Annotated in this window: 18 protein-coding genes; 8 read left to right on the forward strand and 10 right to left on the reverse strand. The window is 56.8% G+C overall.

Annotation, left to right across the window (positions count from 1 at the left end; genetic code table 11):
• Positions 1–518 precede the first annotated feature (518 nt).
• Complete coding sequence (gene tyrS, locus JQR87_RS17020) at positions 519–1,718, reverse strand: tyrosine--tRNA ligase (RefSeq protein ID WP_407294870.1); 1,200 nt, start codon at positions 1,716–1,718, stop codon at positions 519–521.
• Between the two features lie 185 nt (positions 1,719–1,903).
• Between tyrS and JQR87_RS17025 the strand changes: the two genes are divergently transcribed.
• Positions 1,904–3,301 (forward strand): peptidoglycan DD-metalloendopeptidase family protein, encoded by a 1,398-nt coding sequence (locus JQR87_RS17025; RefSeq protein ID WP_407294867.1) that lies wholly within the window; start codon positions 1,904–1,906, stop codon positions 3,299–3,301.
• Positions 3,301–4,392, forward strand: coding sequence for an anhydro-N-acetylmuramic acid kinase (locus JQR87_RS17030; protein WP_407294865.1), 1,092 nt, complete (start codon positions 3,301–3,303; stop codon positions 4,390–4,392). Before JQR87_RS17025 ends, JQR87_RS17030 begins: the two co-directional genes overlap by 1 nt.
• Positions 4,393–4,464: 72 nt before the next feature.
• Here the strand turns inward: JQR87_RS17030 and erpA are convergent, their stop codons facing one another.
• Positions 4,465–4,815: an iron-sulfur cluster insertion protein ErpA gene (gene erpA, locus JQR87_RS17035; protein ID WP_407294863.1), complete on the reverse strand. Its 351-nt coding sequence runs from the start codon at positions 4,813–4,815 to the stop codon at positions 4,465–4,467.
• Between the two features lie 112 nt (positions 4,816–4,927).
• Positions 4,928–5,962 carry an N-acetyl-gamma-glutamyl-phosphate reductase gene (gene argC, locus JQR87_RS17040; protein ID WP_407294861.1) on the reverse strand — a complete coding sequence of 345 codons (1,035 nt, stop codon included), beginning with the start codon at positions 5,960–5,962 and terminating at the stop codon, positions 4,928–4,930.
• A gap of 133 nt (positions 5,963–6,095) precedes the next feature.
• Between argC and hemJ the strand changes: the two genes are divergently transcribed.
• From hemJ to coq7, 5 genes are all read left to right on the forward strand, one after another.
• Positions 6,096–6,524: a protoporphyrinogen oxidase HemJ gene (gene hemJ, locus JQR87_RS17045; RefSeq protein WP_407294859.1), complete on the forward strand. Its 429-nt coding sequence runs from the start codon at positions 6,096–6,098 to the stop codon at positions 6,522–6,524.
• Between the two features lie 20 nt (positions 6,525–6,544).
• A complete protein-coding gene (locus JQR87_RS17050) occupies positions 6,545–7,513 on the forward strand; it encodes an NAD(P)H-dependent flavin oxidoreductase (RefSeq protein ID WP_407294857.1) in 969 nt (322 codons plus the stop codon).
• Between the two features lie 109 nt (positions 7,514–7,622).
• Positions 7,623–8,537 (forward strand): DUF805 domain-containing protein, encoded by a 915-nt coding sequence (locus tag JQR87_RS17055; protein WP_407294856.1) that lies wholly within the window; start codon positions 7,623–7,625, stop codon positions 8,535–8,537.
• A 153-nt stretch (positions 8,538–8,690) separates the two neighbouring features.
• On the forward strand, positions 8,691–9,032 hold the full coding sequence (locus JQR87_RS17060; RefSeq protein ID WP_407294854.1) for a histidine triad nucleotide-binding protein: 342 nt from the start codon (positions 8,691–8,693) through the stop codon (positions 9,030–9,032).
• A 54-nt stretch (positions 9,033–9,086) separates the two neighbouring features.
• Complete coding sequence (gene coq7 / locus JQR87_RS17065) at positions 9,087–9,734, forward strand: 2-polyprenyl-3-methyl-6-methoxy-1,4-benzoquinone monooxygenase (protein ID WP_407294853.1); 648 nt, start codon at positions 9,087–9,089, stop codon at positions 9,732–9,734.
• Positions 9,735–9,901: 167 nt separating this feature from the next.
• Here coq7 and JQR87_RS17070 read toward each other — a convergent pair whose 3' ends face one another.
• Positions 9,902–10,324: an OsmC family protein gene (locus JQR87_RS17070; protein ID WP_407294850.1), complete on the reverse strand. Its 423-nt coding sequence runs from the start codon at positions 10,322–10,324 to the stop codon at positions 9,902–9,904.
• A gap of 218 nt (positions 10,325–10,542) precedes the next feature.
• Here JQR87_RS17070 and crp point away from each other — a divergent pair, with 218 nt between their 5' ends.
• Positions 10,543–11,187, forward strand: coding sequence for a cAMP-activated global transcriptional regulator CRP (crp, locus tag JQR87_RS17075; RefSeq protein ID WP_045430655.1), 645 nt, complete (start codon positions 10,543–10,545; stop codon positions 11,185–11,187).
• A gap of 59 nt (positions 11,188–11,246) precedes the next feature.
• Here crp and trpC read toward each other — a convergent pair whose 3' ends face one another.
• The 6 genes from trpC to rpe all read right to left on the reverse strand — a co-directional run bounded on the left by trpC (position 11,247) and on the right by rpe (position 16,760).
• Complete coding sequence (gene trpC / locus JQR87_RS17080) at positions 11,247–12,083, reverse strand: indole-3-glycerol phosphate synthase TrpC (RefSeq protein ID WP_407294847.1); 837 nt, start codon at positions 12,081–12,083, stop codon at positions 11,247–11,249.
• Positions 12,080–13,126, reverse strand: a complete 1,047-nt coding sequence (gene trpD, locus JQR87_RS17085) for an anthranilate phosphoribosyltransferase (protein ID WP_407294845.1) — start codon at positions 13,124–13,126, stop codon at positions 12,080–12,082. The genes trpC and trpD overlap by 4 nt, the downstream gene beginning before the upstream one ends.
• Entirely contained in the window at positions 13,126–13,719 is a 594-nt protein-coding gene (locus JQR87_RS17090; RefSeq protein ID WP_407294842.1) for an aminodeoxychorismate/anthranilate synthase component II, read from the reverse strand. Before JQR87_RS17090 ends, trpD begins: the two co-directional genes overlap by 1 nt.
• A 2-nt stretch (positions 13,720–13,721) precedes the next feature.
• Positions 13,722–15,206 (reverse strand): anthranilate synthase component I, encoded by a 1,485-nt coding sequence (trpE, locus tag JQR87_RS17095; protein ID WP_407294840.1) that lies wholly within the window; start codon positions 15,204–15,206, stop codon positions 13,722–13,724.
• A gap of 181 nt (positions 15,207–15,387) precedes the next feature.
• Entirely contained in the window at positions 15,388–16,089 is a 702-nt protein-coding gene (locus tag JQR87_RS17100; RefSeq protein WP_407294838.1) for a phosphoglycolate phosphatase, read from the reverse strand.
• Complete coding sequence (gene rpe / locus JQR87_RS17105) at positions 16,086–16,760, reverse strand: ribulose-phosphate 3-epimerase (RefSeq protein WP_407294835.1); 675 nt, start codon at positions 16,758–16,760, stop codon at positions 16,086–16,088. The genes JQR87_RS17100 and rpe overlap by 4 nt, the downstream gene beginning before the upstream one ends.
• Between the last annotated feature and the right edge of the window lie 5 nt (positions 16,761–16,765).

The following is a 16,765-nucleotide window of genomic DNA, read 5'->3' on the forward strand; positions in this document are numbered from 1 at the left end:
TCTCTTCTCCTAAAAGAAGAGCACTCAATGATTTCTCGCTGAGTATTTGTGATGCTGATAATCTTGCTGACTATCAGTCTTACCTCACAAGCACCCACACGAATTGCTTGATTCAGTTGTTAAAGAGCGTTTCGATCAAGTCTTTCGTCTCAACCGAGGCCGCGCATTCTACAGCAGCCTTGTTTCTCGTCAAGCTGTTTTTGAAGAAGTTTTTCTTTCTTCTCAACCGCTTGCGCTTCCGATCAACCTAGCGTCTCTCGTCAGCGGGAGGCGAATCATACAGCGTTCAAAACCGCTGTCAACCACCCCTTTCAACCGCCTCCGATCAACCCGACCAGAGCCACCAACAGGACTCAACCACCACCCTGTCAGCCCGGCGCATTCTACTCGAATCCGCCATCCGTGCAACCCTTATTTCTAGATAACCTATTGATTTACAACAGGTTTCGCCTAAGGCCTGCGCCGGAGAAGGTGCGCATTATAGGCACTCAGAAACTCACGTCAACGATTGTTTTTGGCTATTCCGCAATAAGCGAGATTCGACCGAACGCTTTTTTTCCTGCCTGGCAAATATGAGTAGCACCCAGCCTGACCACAAAGGCCCTATCTACGACCTGACCATCCACTCGCACACCACCGGAAGCCAAAAGATCGCGAGCCACCGCTGCATTCTTCACTAGACCGGCTCGATTCAGCACGGAAGCAATAGGCATATCCTCCGGCGAAGTCAGCTCGATCTCAGGAATGTCTTCGGGCAGCTCACCCTCCTTCATTCTGTTACCTGCAGAGCGATGAGCTGTGGCTGCTGCTTCCTCCCCATGGAAACGCGCAACAATCTCCTCAGCAAGTTTGATCTTGATGTCGCGAGGATTCGCGCCACGCTGGACGTCTGCTCGAAACTCTTCAATCTCCTTCATATCCCGAAAGCTAAGCAATTCGAAGTATCGCCACATGAGCGCATCCGGAATGGACACGAGCTTGCTATACATAACCCCCGGCGCTTCCTGTATGCCCACGTAATTACCAAGTGACTTGGACATCTTCTTTATACCGTCCAACCCCTCAAGGAGCGGCATCGTCACGATGCATTGCGACTCCTGCCCGTAAGAACGCTGGAGTTCGCGCCCCATCAGCAGATTGAACTTCTGATCGGTACCACCCAATTCGACATCCGCACGTAGCGCCACTGAGTCGTACCCCTGCACAAGGGGGTACAGAAACTCATGAATGGCAATAGGCTGGTTAGTCGAGTAGCGCTTGCTGAAGTCATCGCGCTCCAACATGCGAGCCACAGTGTATTGAGAAGCCAAACGGATAAAGTCCGAAGGCGTCAAATGATCCATCCAAGACGAATTGAACGCCACCTCCGTCTTGGCCGGATCGAGAATCTTGAAAACCTGACTCTTATAAGTCTCAGCGTTCTCCAACACCTGATCTCGTGTTAGAGGGGGCCGAGTTGCGCTTTTGCCACTCGGATCACCGATCATTCCGGTAAAGTCCCCTATAAGGAAGACTACTTGGTGCCCAAGATCTTGAAACTGTCGTAGCTTGTTGATGAGTACGGTATGACCGAGATGAAGATCCGGCGCAGTCGGATCAAAGCCGGCTTTGACCCGAAGCGGAAGGCCACGCTCGAGCTTGTTGACCAATTCTGCTTCAACCAGCACTTCGTCAGCGCCTCGCTTGATCACCGACAGCTGCTCTTGAACCGACTTCATTGGGGGCCCCACGCCACTTAGATAAAGGTCGCCAACCTTACAAGAACGACGGGAAAATTCAACGTCATCAAACGCGAACCCATGCGCACGCGCGGGATTCAAGGGTTGCCTCGCATTGGCTTTGATTATATTTTAGACAGATATTTTTCCTGTACAAAAAATCGCCAGACTTTCTAGACGTTCTAATGACTTATTCAAAATCGAAAGCACCTCTCTACCCGAAAAGCCATCTCCTGGCTGCGAGCGGTGTAGCTGCGCTTCTGAGCCTGGCACTGCTTGTCTTTCCATCCCGCGAAGTCGAGGCGAAAAAAACATTCCTTGACCTGCAACTCGAAACTGCCGCGGAGATCGCCACCACTGCGGAAAATCCGCTCGTAGAGCCTTCGGCAGAGTCTCCATTCAACGGGAGTCCAGACTCCATCAAGCCTGAGCTTGATGTTTCGCTGACTGAGAGCGACGAGGTGCCGAGCGACGCGAAGCCCCTTTCAAAAGAGGTCGTCGTCGCTAATGGGGATACCCTCTCGACTGTGTTTGCAAAGGTTGGTCTTCCTCCGACCACCGTTCACGACGTGCTGTCCAGCAGCAAAGACGCCAAGCAGCTCGAACGCCTCAAGGTTGGTCAACGCCTCGAGTTCGAGCTCGACGATCAGGGCAACTTGGCCCAACTGCGCAGTCCCTTGAATAAGCTGGAAAGCGTTCAGCTCGAGCGGACCGCCAGCGGTTATGTATTCAAGAAAGAGCAGCTAAAGCCAGACGTCGACACCGTATACGCCTACGGTCGCATCGAAAGCAGCTTGTTTCTTGCAGCCAAGGCAGCAGGCCTAAGTCACAACCTGACAATGGATCTGGCCAATGTGTTTGGGTATGACATCGATTTCGCGATGGACATACGCAAAGGCGACTCTTTCGAGGTTGTGTACGAGCAAAAAACCATTGCAGGCGAAAAAGTTGGAACCGGGAATATCCTTGCCGCAAGATTCGTAAATCGGGGCAAAAGCTATACCGCCGTTCGCTATACCAACAAGCAGGGCCATAGCAGCTATTACACGGCTGACGGCGAAAGCATGCGCAAGGCGTTCATTCGGACTCCGGTCGATTTTGCGCGCATAAGCTCGCGTTTCTCCAATGGACGCAAGCACCCAATCCTCAACAAGATTCGAGCCCACAAAGGTGTTGATTATGCCGCGCCTCATGGGACGCCCATCAAGAGCGCCGGGGATGGAAAAGTTGTCCTCGCTGGCCGCAAGGGTGGATACGGCAACACGGTAGTCATTCAACACGGCAATCGCTACCGCACTCTGTACGCTCATATGCAAGGATTCGCAAAAGGCGTGCGTAGCGGCTCGTCGGTCAAACAGGGTCAAATCATCGGATACATTGGGACGACAGGTCTATCGACCGGCCCCCATTTGCATTATGAGTTCCAGGTTGATGGCGTGCATGTCGACCCGCTGGGCCTGAAACTACCAATGGCAGACCCGATCGCCAAAAACGAAAAGCAGCGTTTCCTGCAGCTGAGCAAGCCGCTTATGGCACGCATGGACGAAGAACGGGCAACCATGCTCGCAATGAAGAGCGAGTAATGCCGCTCTATATCGGGGTCATGTCAGGCACCAGTCTGGATGGCCTAGATTTCGCGCTGATCGAACAGGGGCAGCTTGCTACATTGGTTGCTACGCATTACGAACCAATGCCGCCTCAGCTCAAGCAGGACCTGCTCGATCTGTGCGCTCCTGCTTCTGATGAGCTAGCCCGCGCGGCCATGGCCGAACAGGCTTGGGCTGAACTAGCCGGCACAGGGATCCGAAAACTGCTTGCCAAGGCGCAGGTCGAATCAGCCGCCATTCGCGCAATAGGAAGTCACGGCCAAACCGTGCGACACGAGCCACAACGTGGCTTCACTATCCAGATCGGACACCCAGCTCTGCTAGCGGAACTAACCAACATCAGCGTCGTGACTGACTTCCGGCGACGCGACATAGCCGCCGGCGGCCAAGGTGCGCCCTTGGTGCCCGCTTTTCACGAAGCGGTATTCAGTGACGCCACGCGAGTTAGGGCGGTACTGAACATCGGCGGATTCAGTAACGTCAGTCTACTTCATCCCGAAAGAGCGACCCGGGGCTTCGATTGTGGTCCAGGCAATGTGCTACTGGATGCCTGGATACAGCAACATCAGGGGCATCCCTATGACGATGGTGGCAACTGGGCTTTAAGTGGACATATTAATGAGCCGTTGCTAGATCGGCTGTTAGGTGACCAATTCTTTACCACTCAAGGTCCGAAAAGCACCGGCCGCGAGCTGTTTAACTTACCGTGGCTGTATGCCCACCTCGCTTCGTTCCCACAACTTGCGCCCGAGGATGTCCAGGCCACATTGCTCGAACTCACGGCGCGCAGCATCTGCGAATCGCTTCTGGCGGCTCAACCCGATACGCAGGACGTGCTGGTATGCGGCGGCGGCGTGCACAACACCGTATTGATGCAAAGACTGCGATCACTGTTACCAGGATGCGAAGTGGCGAGCACCTCCAGCTACGGAGTGGAGCCTGACTGGATAGAAGCGATGGCCTTCGCCTGGCTGGCACATTGCTGCATTGAGGGGATCGCGGCCAACCGACCAAGCGTGACGGGTGCCAGGGGGCTACGCGTGCTCGGAGCTATTTACCCAGCCTGAACCGTCTCTACAACGGGTTCTACGGAAACAAAAACACCGTGCAATTGCACGGTGTTTTGTCAAAGCTGCCCACTATATCGAGAAAGACTGACCGCAGCCGCAGGTGGTCGTAGCGTTCGGATTCTTGATGACGAAGCGCGAGCCCTCCAGGCCTTCCTGGTAGTCAACCTCAGCGCCAGCCAGATACTGATAGCTCATCGGATCCACCACGAGGCTTACCCCCTCTCGTTCGATAATGGTGTCATCTTCAGCAAAGTCTTCATCGAACGTAAAGCCATACTGAAAACCAGAGCAACCGCCTCCCGTTACGAAGACACGCAGCTTCAGCCGCGGGTTGCCCTCTTCGTCGACCAGACTCTTCACCTTACTCGCGGCACCCTGACTGAACTGAATCGCGGTGGGCGTGAAGGATTCGACACTCATTTGGTTCTCCTGGCGCGTGAGCGCACATTACTGCGTTGACAACGCATTATCGGCTTATCCTACAAATTTGGTCAACTATTCATCAAGGCGGGTAGTGACCGGAAAATCTTCGTCAAGGTAACAACGCCGCATTGCCTAGCCCAAGCCGCTCATCCAGACCAAAGATGATGTTCATATTCTGCAGTGCCTGCCCCGATGCCCCTTTCACGAGGTTGTCGATAACCGACAGCACAACTACCAGATCTCCGCCCTGAGGACGGTGTACCGCGATGCGGCACATGTTGGCTCCTCGTACGCTACGAGTTTCCGGATGACTGCCAACCGGCATCACATCAACAAAGGGTTCGTCAGCGTAACGCTGCTCGAACACCGACTGCAGATCTACCGAAGTGTCTGTCAATGTTGCATATAGCGTGGCATGGATACCCCGGATCATCGGCGTTAGGTGAGGCACGAAGGTCAGCCCAATTTCTCCCCCTGCCGCACGCCGCAAACCCTGGCTGATCTCAGGTAGATGACGGTGCCCTTTGACAGCATATGCCATCATGCTTTCACCCGCCTCGGTGAACAAGGAACCAATTTTTGCTGCACGCCCGGCACCACTGACGCCTGATTTGCAATCGGCAATCAGCCGTGACGTGTCCACGAGGCCGCGTTCAAGCAGCGGTATATAGCCAAGTTGAGTGGCTGTTGGATAACAACCAGGAACAGCGATCAGGCGTGCGGTCTTGATCTGCTCGCGATTGACCTCTGGCAGACCATAGACAGCCACTGGAAGTAAAGTCGGCGCGCCATGCGGCTGACCGTACCATTTGGCCCACTCGTCCGCGTCCTGCAGGCGAAAATCAGCAGACAGGTCGATAACGCGGGTGCCCGCATCCAAGAGCTCAGCGGCCAGCGCGTGCGCGACACCATGGGGGGTGGCGAAAAACACAACATCGCATGCCCCGAGCGTGGCGGTGTCCGGCACGCTGAAAGCCAGATCGTCGTAGTGCCCGCGCAGGTTCGGATACATATCCGTCACCTTGACCCCATTCTCGGATCGAGAGGTGATCACAGCCACCTCGGCCTGGGGATGCTGAGCCAGCAGACGTAGCAACTCGACCCCGGTATAGCCTGTGCCGCCAACAATTCCGACCTTGACCATGAGCTGCCTCTCGCAGTGAAACAATAAAGATCAAAGATGATAAAGGCGCCTGTGCCCAGGGCCAACCACCTAGATGACGCGTGGTTCGTCAGGCACTACTATCCGGCGGACTCTTAACTAAAGGAATCGCCGAATGCTCTACCTGTGGCTGAAAGCCCTGCACGTAGTTTCCATTGTCTGCTGGTTCGCCGGGCTGTTCTATCTGCCGAGACTCTTCGTCTACCACGCCATGAGCGAAGATGCGGTCAGCCGAGAGCGTTTCCAAGTCATGGAACGTAAGCTTTATCGCGGCATCATGATGCCGTCAATGGTAGCCACACTGATATTCGGGATCGGCATGATCGCGATGAATCCTGGGCTGTTCCAAACCGGCGGCTGGCTGCACGCCAAACTTGCGCTGGTAGTTCTGCTGATCGGCTATCACCATGTGTGCGGTGCACAGGTAAAGCGATTCGCACGCAACGAAAACACCCGCAGCCATGTGTTCTACCGTTGGTTCAATGAATTTCCGGTGCTGCTACTGCTAGCTATAGTCATCCTGGTGGTGGTCAAACCGTTCTAAAACACTCTGGGATTTTCGCGATGTCTCTGCCTGCCTTATTCGAAGACCGTCTGCGCCTGCCCCTGGTCGCAGCGCCGATGTTTCTGGTGTCCAATCCAGCGCTCGTTGCCGCGTGCTGCCGCAACGGCGTTGTAGGCAGTTTCCCTGCGCTTAACCAACGAGAGAGCAGCGGGTTTCGGGATTGGCTACAGGAGATAGATCAGCATCTTTCGGGCGCAACGAATCACGCCCCGTACGCCGTTAATTTGATCGTCCATCACAGCAACCCCAGGTTGCAGGCAGATCTCTCCATATGTGTGGACCAGCGAGTGCCGATCGTAATCACGAGTCTCGGTGCCGTGAGAGAGGTAGTCGACGCCGTCCATAGCTATGGTGGCTTGGTTTTTCATGACGTTACGACTCGACGCCATGCCGAAAAGGCCGCCGAAGCTGGCGTCGACGGGCTGATAGCGGTCGCGGCTGGTGCCGGTGGTCATGCCGGCACCTGGAGCCCGTTTGCACTGATTGCGGAAATTCGCCAGTTCTTCGACAAAACGGTGCTGCTGTCTGGTTGCCTCAATCACGGCCACGAAATATTCGCAGCGCAGCTTCTCGGTGCAGACCTTGCCTACATGGGGACACGCTTCATTGCCACCCGCGAAAGCCAGGCGTCGGATGAATACAAGCAGATGCTCCTACAGGCGCAGGCCGCAGACATCATCCACACCGCCGCCGTCTCAGGCGTACCCGCAAGCTTCATGCGTCAAAGCCTGCAACAAGCCGGCTATGACGACGAGAGCCTGAAAAGCAAAGGGCAAATGAATTACGGCGAGAAGCTCAAGCCCGTCAGCGACGAGGCCAAAGCTTGGAAAACCGTCTGGTCCGCCGGCCAGGGCGTCGGAGAAATACGAGACCTACCCAGCACTGAAGAACTGATCGCCCGGCTGGATCGGGAATATCGTGCCGCACAGGATTACTCATCACAGCTATCGCAACGCTGGCGGCGCTAACCGTGATACGGATCTCGACTGAGGTATCCAAAAATTGCCACCGTTTGGCTGCAGCTTGATAGGCTTGCCAGGGATTTAGTTTCGGGGTTGCAGGTGACAAGGATGCTGCATGAGCACTGATCAATACCGCGTCGTGTTCGACGGCAGGCTCGTACCGGGCATGTCACTCGAATCCGTTAAGAGCAACCTTGCCCTGCTTTTCAAATGCGACGTCGGGAAGGTCGAGCGCCTTTTCGATTGCGGTTCAGTAAACATCAAGCGGGGTCTTAGCGCCCTCGATGCCGACCGATACCTGAACGCGCTGCAACGAGCGGGCGCTCTAGCCTATAAAGAGCCCGAAGCTCCCCACGTTTTTTCACTGAGTATCGTTGACGACACTATAGCCGAGACCTCCAACGCTAACGACCAGATGGAGTGTCCCAAATGCGGCCACGCTCAGCTAACCGCTACCGTATGTGACAGTTGTGGCATCGTTATCGAGAAGTACCTGGCACGTCAGAAACAACGAAACCAGAATTCTAGCCAGAGCCAAAACCCTCTGCAGCCATACGCCCCACCGCAAGCAGGTGTTGGCGAAGCAACAGCGGAGCTGAGCGAGCTCAAGGTGTTCACCACGGAAGGCCGGATCGGCCGCTTGCGCTACCTGGCCTGGTCCATGGCCTCGATATTGGCAGGGCTGGGACTGGCGATCATCATAAGCACAGTATTCGCAGCCTCCACAGTGTTCGGATCAATTCTCGCTGTGGCTGCTGTAATCGGTTTCCTGCTCGTAAGCATTCAAATCGGCGTGCAACGCTTGCATGATCTGGGCTGGTCAGGCTGGTTCATGCTGCTCTATTTGGTCCCGGTAGTGGGCAACGTCTTTCCGTTAGTGGTAATGGTGTTGCCGGGCAACGGGGGCGTCAATCGTTTCGGCCCGCCGCAACCCCCGAACAGCCGGGCCGTAAAAATTCTTGCGGCGCTATGGCTACTTTTTCCTGTCATCGGCCTTTTGAGCGCTTCGGTATTGCCCACCTATCGGTAAGCCCTGCATGCCCCCCCCGTCAGCCCACGCCGCGCGCCCCGAAAACAACCCCCTCCGGATAATCCTTCTTTTCTCTTTCGCTATTTGCTGTGGTAGCTGACCGGTCCGAAAATGGCCTGTTACACTGGTTTTGTTCCAATGTGGAGAATCGTCATGGATTGTCTGTTTTGCAAGATCGTGTCGGGGATCGTCCCTGCGCAAAAGATCTACGAGGATGATCAGGTCATCGCCTTCAACGACATAGCTCCCCAGGCGCCGGTGCATTTTCTCGTCGTTCCGAAAAAGCATATCGCTACTCTGCATGATCTGAGTGAAACCGATGACAAGAGCCTCGCTGGTCATATCCTCTTTGTTGCTCAGCGTCTCGCCGAGGAGCAGGGATGCCAGAAAGGCTTTCGTGTCGTGATGAATTGCAATGACCTGGGCGGCCAAACCGTCTACCACATTCACATGCATGTGCTTGGGCAGCGTCAAATGCACTGGCCACCCGGCTGAGGGCCGCGTCTGACACGACCCGTTACTATGCTGCTCCGTATCCCTGGAGGCGACATGCCTAACCAACGCCAATATTCTCCCGCGGACCGTTTACTGATGCAGGCTGACGCCGCGTTGAAGACTCTTCTGCCGTTTAATGGCCAGCCCCAACGGCCCACGCCCGCTGTGTTGAAGAACGAGACCGAGCTGAGCGACAGCGAAGCGCGTCACGTTGCAGGTCTGATGCGCATCAATCACACCGGTGAAGTGTGCGCGCAAGCCCTATACCAAGGGCAGGCCCTGACAGCGCGATTACCGAGAGTACGCGAGGCAATGGAGCGCGCGGCTGAGGAAGAGATTGATCATCTGGCCTGGTGCGAACAGCGCATCCACCAATTGGGTAGCCATACCAGCATCCTGAATCCGCTGTTTTATGGACTGTCGTTTGGTATCGGCGCTTCTGCCGGCCTTATCAGCGACCGGGTCAGTCTTGGTTTCGTGGCGGCAACCGAAGACCAAGTCTGCAAGCATCTCGATGAACACCTACAACAGATTCCGCAAGGCGATGAAAAGTCACGGGCGATTCTTGAACAGATGCGCATGGACGAAGCCCAACACTCGACTTCTGCCATCGACGCGGGCGGCTTTCGATTTCCCGCGCCGATCAAGTTCGGGATGAGCCTCATGGCGAAGGTCATGACCAAGTCCACCTACCGGATCTGATCAGCCATAACGAGCAAGGGCGCCTATGTAAGACGCCCTTCTGGTTTGAATGCCCTATCGCAACGCTGAGGGCATGCCGACGACGCTGCTAGCGCCAGAGTTTGCAGACGAGTCTTCATAGAGATCGCGATTTGAGCATCTAGTAACAACTTCGCAGTTAACGATAATCAGCCGAGTTCGACGATTTCATAGTTGTGCGTCAGCTCCACACCTGCGCGCCCGAGCATGATCGAGGCAGAACAGTATTTCTCCGCTGAGAGCTCCACAGCACGCTTGACCTGCGCCTCCTTCAACCCGCGCCCTTTGACTACGAAGCGCAGATGAATCTTGGTGAAGACTTTCGGATCCTCGGCGGCACGCTCTGCCTCAAGAAAGGCCTCACAACTTTCCACGGCCTGACGCGACTTCTTTAGAATGCTCACCACATCGAAGTTGCTACAGCCACCGAGCCCCAGCAACAACATTTCCATCGGGCGCACACCGAGATTGCGACCTCCGTTTTCCGGCGGACCATCCATCACAACGACATGACCACTGCCCGACTCGCCAAGAAACATCGCCTCGCCAGCCCATTGAATGCGCGCTTTCATCGATAGACCCCGGTTGGAAAGGAGCGAAGCTTACCATGACCATCATCAGGAACTGGAGGCAGAAAGCCGACGAAATGAATGATCTTAAGTTGATATTCGTGTCGCAGTTTTGTTGTCGAACCGAACCGGTCTGTTAAGCTCCCCATGACAGATAACCGAACTTAGTCATACATAATAAGAACTGCCTTCCTATTGGACACATCTTCCGGGACTACAGCATGGTCGCTATTACACTCACGCCCAAGATTAAGAACATCGACAAACTACTCGCTCATTGCCACCGTCGGCGCTATACCGCCAAAAGCACAATCATCTATGCAGGCGATCGCTCCGAAACACTGTTTTTCATTGTCAAAGGTTCGGTCACGATCCTGATCGAAGACGATGATGGCCGCGAGATGATCATCGCTTATCTCAATTCCGGAGATTTCTTCGGTGAGATGGGATTGTTCGAGAAAGAGGGCTCGGAGAAGGAACGCAGTGCATGGGTTCGCGCCAAGACCGAGTGCGAAGTGGCCGAACTGAGCTACGCCAAATTCCGTGAATTGACACAGCAGGACCCTGACATTTTGTATGCCCTCGGCAGCCAGATGGCCGAACGCTTGCGTAACACAACACGCAAGGTTGGGGACCTGGCGTTTCTCGACGTAACCGGCCGTGTTGCCCGTACGCTGCTCGACCTGTGCAAACAGCCAGACGCGATGACGCATCCGGACGGCATGCAGATCAAGATCACTCGCCAGGAGATCGGCCGCATCGTTGGGTGCTCGAGGGAGATGGTGGGACGAGTGCTCAAGAGCCTGGAGTCCCAGGGGCTGGTTCATGTAAAAGGGAAGACGATGGTGGTGTTCGGTACGCGCTGAGCAACCAGACACGCATAAAAAAGCCGGCTGATCGCCGGCTTTTTTATCAGCCACCCATGTCACTCCGGGTCGTGAGAAGGACGCGGGACAGATCGTCCGGGAAAGAACAAACGCTGCAGCTCGACCCCAGGCTCGTCGGCACGCATGAACGCCTCCCCCACGAGAAACGCATACACCTGGTTGATCTCCATCAACTCAACATCAGCCCGGTGAAGGATGCCGCTCTCGGTAACGACCAGGCGATCTTTGGGAACACGCGGCAGCAGTTCGAGCGTGGTTTCGAGACTCAGCTCGAACGTGTGCAGGTTACGGTTATTGATGCCCAGCAGAGGCGTGTCCAACCGCAGCGCGCGCTCCAGCTCCGTACCGTCGTGCACTTCTACCAACACATCCAGATCATGCGCCTTGGCCAGATCGGCCAGCTCAGCCATCTGAGCATCCTCCAGCGCTGCAACGATCAAAAGGATGCAATCGGCACCCATGGCTCTGGCTTCGACGACCTGATAAGGGTCGACCATGAAGTCCTTACGAATCACAGGGAGCTTGCACGCCGAGCGCGCCTGCTTGAGGTACTCGTCAGCGCCTTGAAAGAAATCGATGTCGGTCAGTACCGATAGACAGGTGGCGCCCCCCGTTTCGTAGCTTCGGGCAATGTCTGCAGGCACGAAATTCTCACGTAGCACCCCCTTGCTCGGCGAGGCTTTCTTGATCTCGGCAATCACGGCAGGCTTCTTGTTAGCAGCCTGCTCCTGCAGGCATCGGGCAAACCCCCTCACGGGGTCGGCAGTAGCCGCCATTTTTTCGAGTTCGCCCAACCCAACACGGCTCCGACGTTCGGCCACCTCCTCGCGCTTGCGCGTGATGATCTTTTCCAACACCGTCGGCACGCCGCTCATTGCATGTGCTCCTGTTTGAATACAACGGTAAAGGAGACCAACTCCTCTAACTTGTCCCGCGCCAAGCCCGTATGCAGGGCGTCATGTGCGATCTCCACGCCCTGCTTAAGACTGCTGGCTACATCCGAGGCATAAAGCGCCGCACCGGCATTGAGGATGATCATGTCGGCGGCCTTCTGACCATTTTCGGTCTTGCGGCGTCCCAATGCATCGCGAATCAAGGCCAGCGAGCCCTGCGCATCCTCGACATTGAGGCCAATCAAGCTTTGGCTCTTGATGCCGAAATCTTCCGGCTGGATGCGGTATTCGATGATTTCGCCCTTGTTCAACTCGGCGACGAACGTAGGTGCAGCCAGGCTGATTTCGTCCAGGCCGTCCTGGGCATGAACCACCAGTACGTGTTCGCTACCGAGGCGCGCAAGTACTTCGGCCATGGGGCGGCAAAGTTCCTTGCTGAATACGCCAAGTACCTGATGCTTGACGCCCGCAGGATTGGACATGGGGCCAAGGATGTTGAACAACGTGCGCAGCCCCAGCTCGCGCCTCGGGGCTGCGGCAAACTTCATCGCACCATGGTGAGCGGGGGCGAACATGAATCCAACGCCGACCGCATCGACGCTGCGGGCGACCTGCTCAGGTGTGAGGTCGAGGTATACGCCGGCCGCCTCAAGCAGATCGGCGCTACCGCTCTTACCCGATACGGCGCGATTGCCATGCTTGGCGACCTTTCCGCCTGCCGCGGCAACCACGAAGGCAGCGGCGGTCGAGACGTTGAAAATGTTCATGCCGTCGCCGCCGGTGCCGCAGGTGTCGACCAGGCGATAGGTATCGAAATGCACGGGTTCGGCGAGTTCGCGCATGACCTGCACGGCACCGACGATTTCATCGATGGTTTCGCTCTTCATGCGCATCCCCATAAGGAACGCGCCAATCTGCGCATCGGTGCACTGGCCGGTCATGATCTGGCGCATGACCGCCTTCATTTCCTCTGTACTCAGATCCAGCTGACCGACGATGCGGTTGAGGGCTTCCTTGATATCCATCAGCGCACGCCTCCGGTCTGCTTCAGAAAATTGGCGAACAGCTCATGACCCTGTTCGGTGAGTATCGACTCAGGGTGAAACTGAACGCCCTCGATATTCAGGGTCTTGTGCCGCAATCCCATGATCTCGTCGATGCTGCCGTCATCCTTGATCGTCCATGCCGTGGCTTCGAGACATTCGGGCAGGGTTTCACGCTTGACCACCAGCGAGTGATAACGGGTGACCGTGAGCGGATTGTTTAGGCCAGAGAACACGCCATCATTCTCGTGGATCACCGGGCTGGTCTTGCCATGCATGACCTGACGGGCGCGCACCACATCACCACCGAAGGCCTGGCCAATGCTCTGGTGCCCAAGGCAGACCCCGAGGATCGGCAGCTTGCCAGCGAAATGACGGATCAATTCCAGTGAAACGCCCGCCTCATTCGGCGTACAAGGGCCGGGCGAGACCACAATGCGTTCGGGGTTGAGGGCTTCGATCTCGGCGACGCTCAGCTGGTCGTTGCGCACCACTTTGACATCCGCGCCGAGCTCACCGAGATACTGCACAACGTTGTAGGTGAAGGAGTCGTAGTTATCGAGCATCAACAGCATGATCAGTTCTCCTGCTGGTCGCGTTCGGCCAGTGCGACCGCGCGGAACATGGCGCGGCGTTTGTTGAGCGTTTCTTCCCACTCCAGTGCGGGTTGTGAGTCGGCCACGATACCAGCGCCAGCCTGCACATGAAGTTCGCCGTCCTTGATGACCGCGGTGCGGATGGCGATAGCGGTATCCATGTTGCCGTTCCAGGCCAGATAGCCAACTGCGCCGCCGTAGACGCCACGTTTCACCGGCTCCAGCTCGTCAATAATTTCCATGGCGCGGATCTTCGGCGCGCCGGACAGGGTACCTGCGGGCAGAATGGCGCGAAGCGCATTCATCGCCGTCAGCGGGGCCTTGAGCTGGCCGGTCACGTTGGACACGATGTGCATGACATTAGAGTAGCGCTCGATCACCATCTTCTCAGTCAACCGCACCGAGCCGTTCTCGGCCACTCGACCGACATCGTTGCGGCCGAGATCGATCAGCATCAGATGCTCGGCGAGCTCCTTGGCGTCGCTGAGCAGGTCTTTTTCAAGCGCCAGATCCGCCTCTTCATTTGCACCGCGTGGACGGGTGCCGGCGATGGGCCGGACCGTCACCAACCCTTCCTCGACGCGAACCAACACCTCAGGCGACGAGCCCACCACATGAAAGTCGCCGAAGTTGAAGAAGTACATGTATGGCGTGGGGTTGAAGCAGCGCAACGCGCGGTAAAGGTCGATCGGCGCAGCCTTGAACGGGATCGACATGCGCTGGGAAATCACTACCTGCATGCAATCCCCGGCCAGGATGTATTCCTTGATCCGGTTGACCGCCTGCTCGTAATCCTCTCGGCTGAAACTGGAGCGAAAGGCGGGCTCGATACCACCGCCCTTCTCGAAATCCAGCCCTAGCCGGGGCGTGATCGACTGGCGCAATTTCTCGCGAAGCGCCTGGAGTTTGGCCTGACCCGCCTCGTAGGCATCAGGCTGCGCCGGATCGACCAGCACGATGCAATGCAGCTTGCCGGCCAGATTGTCGAACACCACCACGGCGTCCGATACCATCAGCAGGATATCGGGCGTGCCCAGCGGATCGGGATTGGGACAGGTCGCCAGTTTGCGTTCGACATAGCGCACGCTGTCGTAGCCGAAATACCCCACCAGTCCGCCGTTGAAGCGCGGCAGTCCCTCGACCGGCGCAACATGGTAGCGCTGTTGGAAGGCTTCGACGAACGCGAGCGGATCCTCGACGTCACAGGCTTCGGTCTCGACGCCATCGGTGGTTACGCTGATGCGGTGGTTCTGGACGCGCACAACGGTGCGGCACGGCAGGCCAATGATCGAATAGCGCCCCCACTTCTCTCCGCCCTGCACGGATTCGAGCAGGTAAGAATTGGCTCCGTCGGCGAGCTTGAGATAGAGCGTCAGCGGTGTATCGAAGTCGGCGAGGGTTTCGAACGACAGGGGAATGCGATTATGGCCTTCGGCGGCCAAACGCAGGAATTCTTCGCGGGTCATGTCAGCCTCGTGGTCGGAGGGAACAACTTAGGACAAATCGGCAAACGTACCGGCCAAGCCGGCAAGAAATGTCAGGCGCGCCAGCGCCAACGGGCCAGGGCCTTAATGACATTCATCCATTGTTTGCGGGTGACCACCACGATCTGATCTCGAATGAGGGTTTTACAGGACAGAGGCCACACTAGCGCAGCCCCGAAATCGAAGCAACCAGCTCGCGCAGGTCATCGAGTACCTGCGCCGGCTGTTCGTTGGCGATGGGTTCACCATGGTTGTAGCCATAGCTGAGCGCGACACAGCTGACGTCCGCTGCCTTTGCAGCGCGAACATCGTTGCGAGAATCACCTATGAACAGGGCCTCAGCTGGCGCAACGCCCGCCTCTTCCATCACCCAAAGTAACGCCGCTGGGTCGGGCTTCTGCTGCGGTAGGGTATCGCCACCGACCAGCCACTGGAAATAACCGGCCAGGCCTTTTTCCTCTAGCAGCGGCTCGATGAACTGCGCCGGCTTGTTGGTGATGATCGACAGCCTTACATTCCGCTCGCGCAGCCAGTCAAGGCAATCCCGAACGCCTGGGTACACCGTGGTCAGCTCATGGCCGCCGGAATAAGCCTGCATGAACAACGCCAGCGCCTCGTCAGCCAGATCATCACTGACCTCGCCATGCTGGAGCTGCCCGGCGAGCGCACGGCGTACAAGCACACGCGAACCGTTGCCCACCCAGTCACGAACACGGGCGACACCAGCCGGCTCGCGACCCAGCAGCATCAGGGTCTTGTCAACCGCAGCGGCGAGATCCGGCACCGAATCCATCAATGTACCGTCCAGGTCGAACATCACCAGGCTCGGCAGCTTGCCGTTAAACAGTTGTTCAAGGCGGGTCATGGGCGAGCCAGCGCCAGCTCGGCGCGCATCTGATCGATCACGGCCTTGTAGTCGGGCTGGTTGAAGATGGCCGAGCCAGCAACGAAGGTGTCGGCGCCCGCTGCTGCGATCTCACGAATATTCTTCGGATTGACCCCACCGTCGATTTCCAGACGAATTTCACGCCCGCTGGCATCGATCAGCGCTCGTGCTTCGCGCAGCTTGTCGAGCGTATTGGGGATGAACGTCTGCCCGCCGAAACCGGGGTTCACACTCATGAGCAGGACCATGTCGACCTTGCCCATCACATACTTGAGCACGTCCAGCGGGGTCGCCGGGTTGAACACCAGACCGGCCTTGGCGCCTCCGTCCTTGATCAGCTGCAGGGAGCGGTCGATGTGCTCGGAGGCCTCGGGATGAAAGGTAATGTAGCTGGCGCCGGCTTCGAGAAAGTCGCCGATCATGCGATCCACCGGCTTGACCATCAGATGCACGTCGATGGGTGCGGTGACGCCATGCTTGCGCAACGCCGCGCAAACCATCGGGCCGATGGTGAGGTTGGGGACGTAGTGGTTGTCCATCACGTCGAAGTGAACAATGTCGGCACCAGCGGCCAATACGTTGTCCACTTCCTCGCCCAGCCGGGCAAAATTGGCGGAAAGAATCGAAGGGGCGATGGCGAACGGCTGCATGACGA

Origin of the sequence: Stutzerimonas stutzeri, assembly GCF_051028275.1 — a bacterium.
GTDB classification, from domain to species: domain Bacteria; phylum Pseudomonadota; class Gammaproteobacteria; order Pseudomonadales; family Pseudomonadaceae; genus Stutzerimonas; species Stutzerimonas stutzeri_AS.